The sequence below is a fragment of the Comamonas sp. GW821-FHT11H03 genome (assembly GCF_058807955.1).
In genome coordinates this window covers 790,410-803,780 of the sequence record NZ_JBXARF010000002.1, presented here as the reverse complement: position 1 = coordinate 803,780, position 13,371 = coordinate 790,410, and the positions used below count along the sequence as shown (strand labels likewise).

10 protein-coding genes are annotated in these 13,371 nt (G+C 63.5%); 7 read left to right on the top strand and 3 right to left on the bottom strand.

Annotation, left to right across the window (positions count from 1 at the left end; translation table 11 throughout):
* Window positions 1-94: 94 nt before the first annotated feature.
* The 3 genes from parC to AC1RTQ_RS08115 are packed head-to-tail and all read right to left on the bottom strand — an operon-like array spanning window position 95 to window position 5,417.
* Complete coding sequence (gene parC / locus AC1RTQ_RS08125; protein WP_492874942.1) at window positions 95-2,485, bottom strand: DNA topoisomerase IV subunit A; 2,391 nt, start codon at window positions 2,483-2,485, stop codon at window positions 95-97.
* Window positions 2,486-2,525: 40 nt separating this feature from the next.
* Complete coding sequence (locus tag AC1RTQ_RS08120) at window positions 2,526-3,392, bottom strand: lytic transglycosylase domain-containing protein (protein WP_492874941.1); 867 nt, start codon at window positions 3,390-3,392, stop codon at window positions 2,526-2,528.
* Window positions 3,393-3,446: 54 nt separating this feature from the next.
* Window positions 3,447-5,417 (bottom strand): DNA topoisomerase IV subunit B, encoded by a 1,971-nt coding sequence (locus tag AC1RTQ_RS08115; protein ID WP_302091846.1) that lies wholly within the window; start codon window positions 5,415-5,417, stop codon window positions 3,447-3,449.
* 414 nt (window positions 5,418-5,831) lie between these two features.
* Between AC1RTQ_RS08115 and AC1RTQ_RS08110 the strand changes: the two genes are divergently transcribed.
* From AC1RTQ_RS08110 to bamC, 7 genes are all read left to right on the top strand, one after another.
* Window positions 5,832-7,028: an MFS transporter gene (locus tag AC1RTQ_RS08110; protein WP_492874981.1), complete on the top strand. Its 1,197-nt coding sequence runs from the start codon at window positions 5,832-5,834 to the stop codon at window positions 7,026-7,028.
* Window positions 7,029-7,044: 16 nt separating this feature from the next.
* Window positions 7,045-7,176 (top strand): hypothetical protein, encoded by a 132-nt coding sequence (locus AC1RTQ_RS08105; protein WP_302091847.1) that lies wholly within the window; start codon window positions 7,045-7,047, stop codon window positions 7,174-7,176.
* Between the two features lie 42 nt (window positions 7,177-7,218).
* Window positions 7,219-8,031: an SDR family oxidoreductase gene (locus tag AC1RTQ_RS08100; RefSeq protein WP_302091848.1), complete on the top strand. Its 813-nt coding sequence runs from the start codon at window positions 7,219-7,221 to the stop codon at window positions 8,029-8,031.
* 40 nt (window positions 8,032-8,071) lie between these two features.
* Window positions 8,072-8,716, top strand: coding sequence for a class I SAM-dependent methyltransferase (locus AC1RTQ_RS08095; RefSeq protein ID WP_492874940.1), 645 nt, complete (start codon window positions 8,072-8,074; stop codon window positions 8,714-8,716).
* A 35-nt stretch (window positions 8,717-8,751) separates the two neighbouring features.
* Entirely contained in the window at window positions 8,752-10,902 is a 2,151-nt protein-coding gene (locus AC1RTQ_RS08090) for a DUF6630 family protein (RefSeq protein WP_492874939.1), read from the top strand.
* A 310-nt stretch (window positions 10,903-11,212) separates the two neighbouring features.
* Window positions 11,213-12,109: a 4-hydroxy-tetrahydrodipicolinate synthase gene (dapA, locus tag AC1RTQ_RS08085; protein ID WP_492874938.1), complete on the top strand. Its 897-nt coding sequence runs from the start codon at window positions 11,213-11,215 to the stop codon at window positions 12,107-12,109.
* A gap of 63 nt (window positions 12,110-12,172) precedes the next feature.
* Window positions 12,173-13,285 carry an NlpB/DapX family lipoprotein gene (bamC, locus tag AC1RTQ_RS08080; RefSeq protein ID WP_492874937.1) on the top strand — a complete coding sequence of 371 codons (1,113 nt, stop codon included), beginning with the start codon at window positions 12,173-12,175 and terminating at the stop codon, window positions 13,283-13,285.
* The last annotated feature ends 86 nt before the right edge of the window (window positions 13,286-13,371 follow it).

Here is a 13,371-nt window from a genome sequence, read left to right as displayed (position 1 = left end):
GTGCGCTGCCCCGGGCCCATGTTTGCACCGCAGAAAACAAAAAGCCGCCCAGGACCTGCCTGGCGCGGCTTTTTGACAGGCGGCACAAGCCTGCTTATTCCACGCGCGTCACCATCTGCGGCTTGAAGCCCAGATCAGCGGCCTTGCCCTTGCGCCCACGATTGCCACGGGCATTGTTGAGGCTGCGGATCTCCAGCGTCTCGGTACGCACCTTGCCGCCGCGTCCCACGCCATCCAGGCGAATGCTGCGCGTATAGGCGGCCGCGCCGGCCAGTTGATCCTTGTCTTCCAGACTGATCAGCATCAGGCCGCGCCCGCCCTTGGGCATGGCCTTGAGCTCGGCGATCTCGAAGGTCAGAATGCGACCGCCCACCGAGGCGCAGATCACATGGCTGGCGGGGTTGAGCAAACCGGCCCCCTGCTCGCCGCCTTCCACATATTCGGCACGCGCATTCATGGGCACGCCATGCACCACCGAAGGAGCACACAGGGTCTCGCCCTCGCCCAGCGTGACAAAGGCCTTGCCGGCCTTCTGGCGCGAGACCATATCGCCCACGCTCGCCGTGAAGCCGTAGGCGCCCGAGCCCGACAGCAGCAGCTGCGTGCTTTCTGCACCGGCAAAGTAGTACAGCAGCTGCGTTCCGGCTTCCAGCTCGATCAGCGTCGTCACGGGCTGGCCGTCGCCGCGTCCGCCCGGCAGGGCCGATACCGGCACCGAATAGACCCGGCCGTTGCTGCCAAAGGCCAGCAGTTGATCGACCGTGCGGCACTCGAACGTGCCGTACAGGCTATCGCCCGCCTTGAAGCTCAGCGTAGCGGCATCGACGCCATGACCGCTGCGCGTGCGCACCCAGCCCTTTTCGGAAATGATCACGGTCGTGGGCTCATCCACCACCTTGACCTCGGCCACCACCTTTTTCTCCTCGTGGATCAGGGTGCGACGGGCATCGCCAAAGGTCTTGGCATCGGCCTCGATTTCCTTGCAGATCAGGCGGCGCATGGTCGCCTCGCTGCCCAGGATGTCTTCCAGCTTGCCCTGCTCGGTGCGCAGCTCCTTGAGCTCCTGCTCGATCTTGATGGCCTCCAGGCGCGCCAATTGGCGCAGACGGATTTCAAGAATGTCCTCGGCCTGACGCTCGGAGAGATGGAAGGCATCGATCAGGGCCTGCTTGGGTTCATCGCTGGCGCGGATGATGGCAATGACCTTGTCGATATTGAGCAGCACGGCCTGACGGCCTTCGAGGATGTGGATGCGATCGAGCACCTTCTCCAGCCGATGCCGGCTGCGTCGCGTCACGGTCTGGAAGCGGAAGGCAATCCACTCCTCCAGCATCTGGCGCAGCGACTTCTGCACCGGGCGGCCATCCAGGCCGATGCTGGTCAGATTGATCGAACTCGAAGACTCCAGGCTGGTGTGGGCCAGCAGCGCCGTGATCAGCTCCGACTGAGGGATCTTGCCGGTCTTGGGTTCGAACACGATGCGCACCGGCGCATCCTTGCTCGACTCGTCGCGCACGCAGTCCAGCACCGCCAGCATGCTGGCCTTGAGCTGGGTCTGCTCCTGGCTCAGCGCCTTCTTGCCGGTCTTGACCTTGGGGTTGGTGATTTCCTCGATCTCTTCGAGCACCTTCTGGGCCGACACGCCGGGCGGCAGCTCGGTCACCACCAGTTGCCACTGGCCACGCGCCAGCTCTTCGATCTTCCAGCGCGCACGCACCTTGAGACTGCCACGGCCCGTGCGGTAGGCGTCGGCGATATCGCTGCTCGATGAAATGATCTGGCCGCCGCCCGGATAGTCGGGACCGGGAATCAGCGCCAGCAACTCCTCCTCGGGCAGCTGCGGCTTCTTGATCAGGGCCACGCAGGCCGCAGCCACCTCGGGCAGATTGTGGCTGGGGATTTCCGTTGCCAGACCCACGGCAATGCCGCTGGCGCCATTGAGCAGCGAGAACGGCAGGCGGGCCGGAAGCTGCTTGGGCTCCTGGGTGCTGCCGTCGTAGTTGGGCACAAAGTCCACCGTGCCCATATCGATTTCGTCGAGCAGCAGGCCGGTGATCCTGGACAGGCGCGCCTCGGTGTAACGCATGGCTGCTGCGCCGTCTCCGTCGCGGCTGCCGAAGTTGCCCTGGCCGTCCACCAGCGGGTAGCGCTGGTTGAAGTCCTGCGCCATGCGCACCAGTGCGTCATAGGCCGACTGGTCGCCGTGCGGGTGAAAGCGGCCCAGCACGTCACCGACGACGCGGGCGCTCTTGACCGGCTTGGCCGCCGTATTGCCGTTCGGGCCGCTATAGCTCAGGCCCATGCGGTCCATGGCATAGAGAATGCGGCGCTGCACGGGCTTGAGGCCATCGCTGACGTCTGGCAGGGCACGGCCCTTGACCACCGACAAAGCGTATTCCAGATAGGCGCGCTGTGCGTATTGACCCAGGTCCAGTGCATCGCCAGCGGCTTGTTGAGACAAATCCAGTGTGGTTTGATCGCTCATGAATTCTTTGTGATTTTCCAAATTGCGCCGATCCGGCGACTCAAGGTATTTGCGCATCCGCAGCCGCAGAGGCCGCGCCCGGCAGCGTCATGCGTATGCGGGAGCCGGCGCGGCCAGCCGAGCCGGCCGCAGCCACCCGGCCGCTCATGGGCCTAGCTGCCTGCAGCTGCTCGTAGATGCCCGTGACGGCCTTGACGTAATTCATTGTTTCTTTGTAGGGCGGAATCGCCTTGCCGAATTTCTGCACCGCGCCTTCGCCCGCGTTATAGGCGGCCAGCACCAGATCGAGCCGGCCCGGGAACAAGTCCATCAGATAGCTCAGATAGCGCGCGCCGGCAGGCACGTTCACGGCCGGGTCGACCAGCTGCTGCTGCATGCTGCGCTTTTTGCTGGCCGACACGCCAAAGCGCTCGGCCGTGGCCGGCATCAGCTGCATCAGGCCGACAGCGCCCTTGGGCGAGACGGCCTCGGCATCGAAGCCGGACTCCACGGCGATCACGGCCTTGATCAGGTCGTAGTCCACGCCGGTTCTCTCGGCCGCCTTCTGCAGATGCGGCCTCACGCTCTTGTAGCGCGGCGAGACCTCGAAAAAGCTCTGCATGCGCGTGCGGGCGTTGAGCCCCTCGGCCACCGAGCCCTGCTTGAGCTGCAGGCCCGGCTGGCTGCTGTCGTAGAGTTCGCCCTTGAAGAACAGCTTGTAGCGCTCGTCCAGCGCCTCGGCCGCAAAGTGCGTGACGCCGAATTCGTCGACATAGGCCCAGAGATCGGCATGCGCCGCCGGCACCATGGCCAGCCAGCCCGAGCCCGCCAGCAAGGCAGCGGCCACTGCACGTCGCAAACGCACAGATGCGAGCCAGCCGCGCGAAGGCAGCTGGCTGGTTGAGGCATCGAACATGGGCTTGTACATGGCTGGCTCCATCGACCGCTAGTGACCGCTAGTGCAGGCGTTGACAACGCCCGCCTAGATATCGACCTCCACGGCATCGCCATGCAGCTCCATCAGCTCGCGGCGGGCGGCGGCTTCGCCCTTGCCCATGAGCTTGGTGACGACGGCTGCCGCCTCGGAAAAGTCCATGTTCATGAACTGCACGGCAGGCATGCGACGCGTATCGGGGTTCAGCGTGGTTTCCCACAGCTGCTCGGCATTCATCTCGCCCAGGCCCTTGAAGCGGCTGACCTGGCATTTCTCGCGCGGCACGCCGTCCTTGGCGCATTTCTCGATGATGGCATCGAGCTCGCCCGCATCGAGCGCATAGACCTTGATGGCCGGCTTCTTGCCGCGCGCAGGCACATCCACCCGGAACAGCGGCGGCAGCGCCACATGGATGTGACCGGCTTCGATGAGCTTGGGGAAATGCTTGAAGAACAGCGTCAGCAGCAGCACCTGGATGTGCGAGCCGTCCACGTCCGCATCCGAGAGAATGCAGATCTTGCCGTAGCGCAGACCGGAGAGATCGGGCTCGTCATTGGGGCCATGCGGGTCCACACCGATCGCCACCGAAATATCGTGGATTTCGTTGTTGGCGAACAGCCGGTCGCGGTCCACCTCCCAGGTGTTGAGCACCTTGCCGCGCAGCGGCAGGATGGCCTGGGTTTCCTTGTCGCGGCCCATCTTGGCGCTGCCGCCGGCAGAGTCGCCCTCGACCAGAAACACCTCGTTGACGGCTATGTCCTTGCTCTCGCAATCGGTCAGCTTGCCGGGCAGCACGGCCACGCCGCTGCCCTTGCGCTTTTCCACCTTCTGGCCGGCCTTCTGGCGGGTCTGGGCGGCCTTGATGGCAATCTCGGCCAGCTTCTTGCCCCAGTCCACATGCTCGTTGAGCCACAGCTCCAGCGCCGGGCGCACAAAGCCCGAGACCAGACGCACGGCGTCGCGCGAGTTCAGGCGCTCCTTGATCTGGCCCTGGAACTGCGGATCCAGCACCTTGGCGTTGAGCACATAGCTGGCGCGCGCAAACACGTCGTCGGGCATGAGCTTGACGCCCTTGGGCAGCAGCGAGTGCATGTCGATGAAGGCCTTGACGGCCTGGAACAGGCCGTCGCGCAGGCCGCTGTCATGCGTGCCGCCAGCGGTGGTGGGAATCAGGTTGACATAGCTTTCGCGCAGCGGCGCGCCGTCTTCGGTGAAGGCCACGCACCAGGCCGCGCCCTCGCCTTCGGCAAAGCTGTCGTTGTTCTTGTCGGCAAAGCCCTCGCCCTCGAACAGGGGGATGACGGGCTCGCCATGCAGGCTCTGCGCCAGATAGTCGCGCAGGCCGCCCTTGAACTGCCAGCTCTGGGTGTCACGCGACTTTTCATTGGTCAGCGAAACGGCCACGCCGGGCATGAGCACGGCCTTGCTGCGCAGCAGATGCACCAGCTCGCCCATGGGCAGGGCCGAGGATTCAAAGTATTTGGCATCGGGCCAGGCACGCACCGTCGTGCCCTGCTTGCGCTCGCCGGCCTGCAAAGGGCGTACCTTCAGCGGCTCGATCACATCGCCGCCCGAGAACACCAGCGTGGCCACCTGGCCGTCGCGGTGCACCTGCACCTCCAGACGCGTGGCCAGCGCATTCGTCACCGAGACGCCCACGCCATGCAGACCGCCCGAGAAGCTGTAGGCGCCGCCATTGCCCTTGTCGAACTTGCCGCCCGCGTGCAAACGCGTGAAGACCAGCTCCACCACGGGCGCCTTCTCCTCGGGGTGCAGACCAAAGGGAATGCCGCGCCCGTCGTCCTCCACGCTGTAGGAGCCGTCGGCATGCATGGTGAACTTGATCTTCTTGCCATAGCCGGCAAGCGCCTCGTCGGCCGCGTTGTCGATCACCTCCTGCAGGATGTGCAGGGGGTTGTCGGTGCGCGTATACATGCCGGGACGCTGTTTGACAGGCTCCAGACCCTTGAGAACGCGGATCGAGCCTTCGGAATATTCGTTGGACGGTTTGACTGCCATGGGGGCGGATTGTAGTGGCCTCTGCGGATGAGAGCTGGATAAATTCACAGTTGTTTACTCCCAATACTCTTGCACAAAGCCCGAACATCTGTCTTGGCAACGTGTTTTTACCGGGTCTTTATCGTAGAGAAAACTATTAAAAAGATAGCTTTTATCGCTTTTAATTAATAGATTTCAGATAGTTTTCTATCTACATTCATTACAAAGCTTACGTAAGAAGCTCACTTTTTATTTTCTGCTTCGCTGCGCATCCACGCAACCCGGCTCTGCCATCGCATTCTGGCAGGCCGGACTGCCACGCATGTGACGAGCGGTGCAGGCGCAAAACAGCGGGTTTCGTTACAGTGGTGTGCTGACCGCCCCCAAGCCTTTTTTCGCACACACGGCATGACTACAAAGACAACTCCAGCCCCCATGTCCATGGCGCAGATTCTTCTGTGCGGTGGCGCCATCGTCACGCTCTCCATGGGCATACGCCACGGCTTCGGCCTGTGGCTGCAACCCATCACCCAGGAGATGGGCTGGACGCGCGAGAATTTTTCCCTGGCCATTGCCGTGCAGAACCTCTCCTGGGGCATCTTGGGCATCTTCGTCGGCATGCTGGCCGATCGCATCGGCGCCTTCAAGGTGCTGATCGGCGGCTCCTTCCTCTACGCCCTGGGGCTGGTCGGCATGGCGCTGTCGCCGAGTTCCACGGTGTTCCTGCTGACCGCCGGCGTGCTGATCGGCGCGGCCCAGGCAGGCACCACCTATGCCGTGATCTACGGCGTGCTGGGCCGGCAGATTCCCGTGGCGCGGCGCAGCTGGGCCATGGGCGTGGCGGCGGCCGCGGGATCGTTCGGCCAGTTCTTCATGGTGCCCGTGGAGGGCAAGCTGATCGCGCAGTTCGGCTGGTCCAATGCCTTGCTGATACTGGCGCTGTTCGCGCTGCTGATTACCGCGCTGGCCTTTGGCCTGCGCGAGCCGGGCTTTGGCGGCACCACGCCCATCAAGCGCGAGCAGACCGTGGGGCAGGCGCTCAGGGAAGCCTGGACCTACCCCAGCTTTCTGCTGCTGATGGCGGGCTACTTTGTCTGCGGCTTCCAGGTCATGTTCATTGGCGTGCACATGCCCAGCTATCTGAAGGACTTCGGCATGGCGCCCAATGTGGCCAGCTATTCGCTGGCCCTGGTCGGCCTGTTCAATATCTTCGGCACCTATCTGGCCGGCAATCTGGGCCAGAAGCTGCCCAAGCGCTATCTGCTGTCGGGCATCTACGGCCTGCGCTCGGTGGCCACCGTGGCCTTTTTGCTGGCCCCGCTCTCGCCCTGGTCGGTCTATGCCTTCTGCGCCGCCATGGGCTTTCTGTGGCTGTCCACCGTGCCGCTGACCAATGCCACCATCGCCCAGATCTTCGGCGTGCAGCATCTGTCCATGCTGGGCGGCTTTGTCTTCTTCAGCCACCAGATCGGCAGCTTCCTGGGCGTATGGCTGGGCGGCTATCTCTACGACATCAACGGCAACTACGACATGGTCTGGTACCTCTCGATTGCCCTGGGCATTTTTGCCGCCGTCGTCAACCTGCCCGTGCGCGAGACAGCCATTGTTCGCAGCACGCCCAGCGTCGCCTGATTCCGGAGACACCGCCATGCCGCTCAAACTCTGGCAACGCATCTCCATCTGGTCTGCCGTGCTCGTGCTGCTGCTGGCGGTGTTTGCCCTGTATCTGCAACCGGAATTCATGCTCACACTGGCAGACCAGGTCTGGGCCTGCTTCTGAGCCCTTGGGCAAGCCGCCCGGGCAGCATGGCCGGGAGAGAGCATGGCCCGCATCATCATCACCGGAGCCTCGGACGGCATAGGCGCCGAAATGGCCCGCCAGCTGGCACAAACCCATGGCAGCGGGCTGCAGCTGACGCTGGCTGCGCGCAATGCCGGCAATCTGCTAGCCGTGGCAGAGCAATGCCAGGCCCTGGGGGCGCAGGTGCTAACAGTCCCCACCGATGTGAGCGAAGAGGCCCAGTGCCGCGCGCTGATCGACGCCGCCGTGCAGCAGTTTGGCGGGCTGGACGCCCTGATCAACAACGCCGGGATCTCGGCCCATGCGCTGTTCGAGCAGGTCAGCGCACAAGACCTGGGCTGGTATGAAAGATTGATGCGCGTCAACCTCTGGGGCAGCGTCTGGTGCACCCATGCGGCACTGCCGCACCTCAAGGCCAGCAAGGGCTCCATCGTCGCCGTGTCTTCGCTGGCCGGGCTGATCGGCGTGCCGGGCCGCACGGCCTACAGCGCCAGCAAGTTCGCCATGGCCGGCTTCTTCGAAGCCCTGCGCATCGAGCTCAAACCCGCCGGCGTGAGCGTGACCACCGCCTACCCCGGCGTGGTGGATACGCGCATCCGCTACCACGGCTACAACGCCAGAGGCGAGACCGCAGGCGTCAGCGGCCTCAAGGAAGACGGCGCGATGACGGCGGTCGAATGCGCGCGCCTCATCCTTGACGGCCTGAAGCGCCGCCAGCGCGAGGTGGTGATGACCGGCAAGGGCAAGCTGGGCCGCTTCATCAAGCTGATCGCCCCGGGCATGGTGGAAGACATGGCCCTGGCCGCGCTCAAGGACGATGTGAAGCCGCACTGAGCCGACGGCGAGCGGCTGCCGATGCAGCAACGCACAGGCCATGCAAGGATTGGGCTGCGGGCACTGCTATAGTTTTCGCAAGATGACCAGCCACTCCCAGCCTCCCGCACCCGCCCCCATTCCTGCTACTACCGCCAGCCACTGCGCGCCGGCGCCCTCCGCCTGGATTGCCCGCTTTGCCCATCTGGTACGCCCGCAGGGCTCGGTGCTGGATCTGGCCTGCGGCATGGGCCGCCATACCCGCTTCTTCTCGGCCTTGAACCACACGCTGACCAGCGTGGACAAGGCGCCGGAGGCGACGCGGTCCGTGGCGGATATCGCCGAGACGATTACCGCCGACATCGAAAACAACGCCTGGCCGCTGACGGGCCGCAGCTTTGACGGCGTGGTCGTCACCAACTATCTGTGGCGTCCGCTGTGGCCGCTGATTCTGGACAGTGTCAAGCCCGGCGGCGTGCTGCTCTACGAAACCTTCGCCCAGGGCAACGAAGCCTATGGCAAGCCCTCGCGCCCGGACTTCCTGCTGGCTCCCGGCGAGCTGCTGCAAGTCTGCGCCGGCTGGAACATCGTCGCCTACGAACACGGCCTGCTTGAGCAGCCCGCGCGCGTGGTTCAGCGCATTGCCGCCATCCGGCCTGATGGCGCGGCCGCACCTGCCGCACCCGTTGCACTTTTGCAAGCCTGACGCTCTTCTTCTGCATCCACCTGCGCCCGACTGCCATGCCCGCCTACGCCCTGCTGCTTGCCCACGACGAACACCCCAGTCCCTCGACACAGTGGCCTGCAGAACCCGGCGGCAGCTGCGACGGCTGGGCCGAGTGGTTCAGCAGCACGCCGCTGCTGTTCAGCGTGCTGCTCGGCGATGCGCGCCAGCTGCCCGAGCTGGTGCCCTGCAGCGCCTATCAGGACAGGCAAAGCCTCTCGGCCCTGGCCGCCCCCATGGAGCAGGTCCGGGCCCGCTGGCAGTGGCTCAGGAGCGTGATTGAGCCACTGCCCGCACAAAGCCCTGCGCATTGGCCCGATTCCGTCAAGAAGCAATGGCAGCAAATCGACCACACCATCAGCACCAGCACGCGCCAATGGCTGTTGCTGGACTGCGCCACGCTATGTCCGCATGACTTTGACGAGGCCGAGTTCACGACCTTTTTGCAGGCCCAGCGCGAGCGATGCCGGCAATGGAGCTGCAGCGGCGGCGAGCTGCCCGAATCTCTGCAGGCCTTGAAGCGGGCACCGCCATCCCATCTGGGATGGTGGAGCGATTCGGTCATTGCCCGCACCGAGGTCATCGAGCAGCAAAGCGAAGAAGACTGGCCCGCCTGGCTGGCCGATCACTACGAGCCGCGCCACCATGGCGCCTGGGACGAAGCGACCGAAAGCTATTACGTCATGCCCAGGCTGCACCCGCGCACGGGCCTGAAGCCACAGAACGAGGCCGAGCGCGACCACTGGCCTGTGGGCATGGTCACGCCCTATGGCCGCTGGCTGCAGCGCCCCCTGGAAGGCGCGAGGATGGCCTTTGTCTCTGGCGAGCATCTGAGCGTGCACTATCCCGAGACCACGCCGGGCGAAGGCGCGAAGTCCGGCATCAAGGATTTGAACGGCATCTGGCTGGTATCGCCCTCCGAGGGCTATCGCGACGCCTATGCCGTCACGCCCCAGGTGATGGCCTGCCGATCGCCGGGGCAGGAAAACATGCAGGACCTGCGCAGCCTGCCCAGCCTCGCGCTGCTGCACGAGGGGCTCAGCAGCATCGACTACAACGAGGAACAGGACGAATTCATCCGCGCCGAAAAAGGCCCATACGGCAACTCGCGCCAGCTGCTGCTCAAGGCAGACGGCCTGCCGCTGTTCGATGCCAGCCGCTACTGGCACATCAACGACTTCAGCGCCAAGACAAACCTGGCCGTCGCCTGCGTCCGGGAACCCTTTGTCAACGAGCAGGGCGAGCAGGAGCACCGCATCCTCGAAGGCGTGATCGACATCCGAGGCCAGGAAATCATCCCCTGTCGGTTCAAGACCATAGAGCGCGGCTTCAGCAGCTCGCCCCCCAAGGTATTTCCCGGCCGCAAGCTTCTGGCCATCACCGAAAAAGGCGAGCCGCGCATCTTCAACACCAAAGGCAAGCTGCTGGCTGCCCCCGATATCTGGTGCCCGCCGCTGAACTGCAGTCCGAAGAAAAATGAGCTGCTCACCTTTATGGGCGAAGGTCCGGAGGCCGAACTGGTCATGTTCTCCCTCCAGGATTTCAGCATCACCCGCACCGGAGAAACCTGGGAGGACTACCGCAATGCGCTGCGCGGCATGTTCAAGGGCCTGAGTGGAGACATCCCCGAGCCCACGACCATGACCCGCGCGGAACTGATAGAGGCAGAGGATGAGGACTGGATGCAGGATATGTCGCGCATTCTCTGCCTGAATGACCAAAGCCGGGCCGCACAGCTGCTGCTGCAATGGCGCGACTGCGTGGCGGCACCTGATCCTGAGGACATGGGCTGGGACGAAGATGACGAGATCGACCCCGATGTCATGCATCTGCCCGCAGGCGAGAACGCGCTGACCCTGTACTGGGTGCATCTGCTTGCCGTTGCCGATCAGTTCGCCCGATTTGACTGGAAGGATGCCGAGGGCATTGCCGCCACGCACTGGCTGCCCGGCACCGATGACTGGCAATGGGACACGCCTGCTGACGGTGTTGAATCGGGCCTGGAGAGCATGGCCGAACATCTGACCGGCCGCCAGCTGGCCCTGATCAAGCTGGCCACCGATGACGACAGCCTGCGCGTGACCGTGGTGCGCGCGGCAGATGCCGAGGACTTCATGGAGCGGCTGGCGCAGGCCCATATCAGCGCCTGGAACTACAGCGCGAACTGAAGCGATGCCGGCGGGGTGGGATGCGGGGTGGGATCTGCGCTCGCCGGGCCAGCTTGCAGGCTCTGAGGAAGGCGGACGACCCGCTCCGCGCAAGACCTGAAAAACCGCCAAACCGCAGCCATGCCGTCCGAAACAGCGCCACGATCAACGAACAATATGACGCACAAAAATTAAATATTTCGTCATTTCGTCATTTATCAACAACACTTCGACAAAAACAGAGTTTTGCTAGACACTGTTGATGGCAAACCACTGCCTGCACCCTGTCCCTGTTTGTAGAATTCATTTTTACCGTTTTCTGATTGCGGATATGACATCACCCTCCGTTGCTCTCACTGGCAGCATTGTTGCCCTCATTACGCCCATGCTCGAAGACGGTAGCGTCGACTACCCGTCGCTGCGCAAACTCATCGACTGGCATGTGGCCGAAGGCACCAACTGCATCGGTGTGGTCGGCACCACCGGTGAATCGCCCACCGTGAATGTCGAAGAGCATTGCGAAATCATTCGTGTCGCCGTGGAACAGGCCGCCGGCCGCGTCTCCATCATGGCCGGCTGCGGCGCCAACAGCACGCACGAAGCCATCGAGCTGGCCAGGTACGCCAAGAAGGTGGGCGCCGACAGCCAGCTGCAGGTCGTTCCCTACTACAACAAGCCCACACAGGAAGGCCAGTACCAGCACTTCAAGGCCATCGCCGAAGCCACTGGAGACCTGCCCGTGGTTCTGTACAACGTGCCCGGCCGCTCGGTTGCGGACATGCTGCATGACACCGTGCTGCGTCTGGCCCAGATCCCCGGCATCATCGGCATCAAGGAAGCCACCGGCAACATCGAGCGTGCTCAATGGCTGATCCGCGACGTGCCTGCCGGCTTCGGCGTCTACTCCGGCGACGACCCCACCGCCGTGGCACTGATGCTGTGCGGCGGCCACGGCAATATCAGCGTGACAGCCAACGTCGCGCCCCGCCTGATGAGCGAGCTGTGCAAGGCCGCCATGGCCGGCGATACCAAGCGCGCCATGGAAATCCAGTTCAAGCTCATGCCTCTGCACAAGAGCCTGTTTGTCGAAGCCAATCCCATTCCCGTGAAATGGGCAGCAGCCCGCATGGGTTTGTGCGGCCCCACCATGCGCCTGCCCATGACACAGCTGAGCGAGCAATGCGAAGCAGTTGTTGAGGATGCTCTGCGTAAAGTTGGCGTACTCTGATCGAGTTGCGCTAAGCTAGCGGTTTTTCGCACATAGCTTGAACGCTACCCAAGGACAATCCGCGTGAAACAACAAACAGCACGTTTGAGCCTGCTCAGCATCGCGCTGGGCCTGTCTGCCTGCACGACCACGTTCCAAGAGACCAAGATCGACTACAAGAGCGCGGGCAAGAATCAGGCCCCCTCTCTTGAAGTCCCTCCGGATCTGACGCAGCTGTCGCAAGACTCGCGCTATACCGTCCCTGGTGGCGTGGTATCCGCTGCTGCCATGCAGGCCAATGCCAAGGCAGCCAAGCCCACCGACAACAACACAGCAGCCAACAAGATTGGCGACGTCCGCATCGAGCGCGACGGTGCCGAGCATTGGCTCGTGGTTGATCGTGCAGCCGACAAGCTCTGGGAACCCACTCGCGACTTCTGGCTGGAAAACGGGTTCATCTACTCGATGGAAGACCGCCAGTTGGGCATTCTCGAGACCGACTGGGCCGAAAACCGGGCCAAGCTGCCCCAGGACATCATCCGCAAAAGCCTGGGCAAGGTGTTCGATTCGCTCTACTCCACCAGCGAGCGCGACAAGTTCCGCACCCGCCTGGAGCGCGAGCCCGATGGCAAGACCCGCATCTATGTCACCCACCGTGGCATGCAGGAGGTCTACACCAGCGAGCGCAAGGACAACACCATCTGGCAACCACGTCCTCGCGACCCCGAACTGGAAACCGAGTTCCTGCGCCGCATCATGGTCAAGCTGGGCGTGAGCGAAGAGCAGGCCTCTGCCGTCGCCAAGGCCGATAAGTCTGCGGCCACCACTTCGACCGGCGCACGCATGGACACCATCAACGGCGTGCCCACTCTGCAGCTGCAAGAAGGCTTTGAACGCGCATGGCGCCGCGTTGGCGTGGCGCTGGACCGCACCGGCTTCACCGTGGAAGACCGCGACCGCAGCCGTGGCCTGTACTATGTGCGCTACGTGGACCCGAACGCCAAGCCTGAGGCCAAGGGCTTCTTCAGCAAGATCTTCAGCCAGGGCAAGGAAGCTGCTGCGCCTCAGAAGTATCAGATCCAGGTCAAGGGTGACGGCAACAAGTCCCAGGTCAGCGTGCTCAATGAGCAAGGCCAGCCCGACAGCAGTGCCAACGGCCAGCGCATCGTGCGCATCATCACCGATGATCTGAAGTAAAGAGCGCTGCACCCATACAAAAGCCACCAGGCTCGGCTCTGGTGGCTTTTTTCATGTCCGAGCGAATCGAGCTTCGGCCTGGGGGC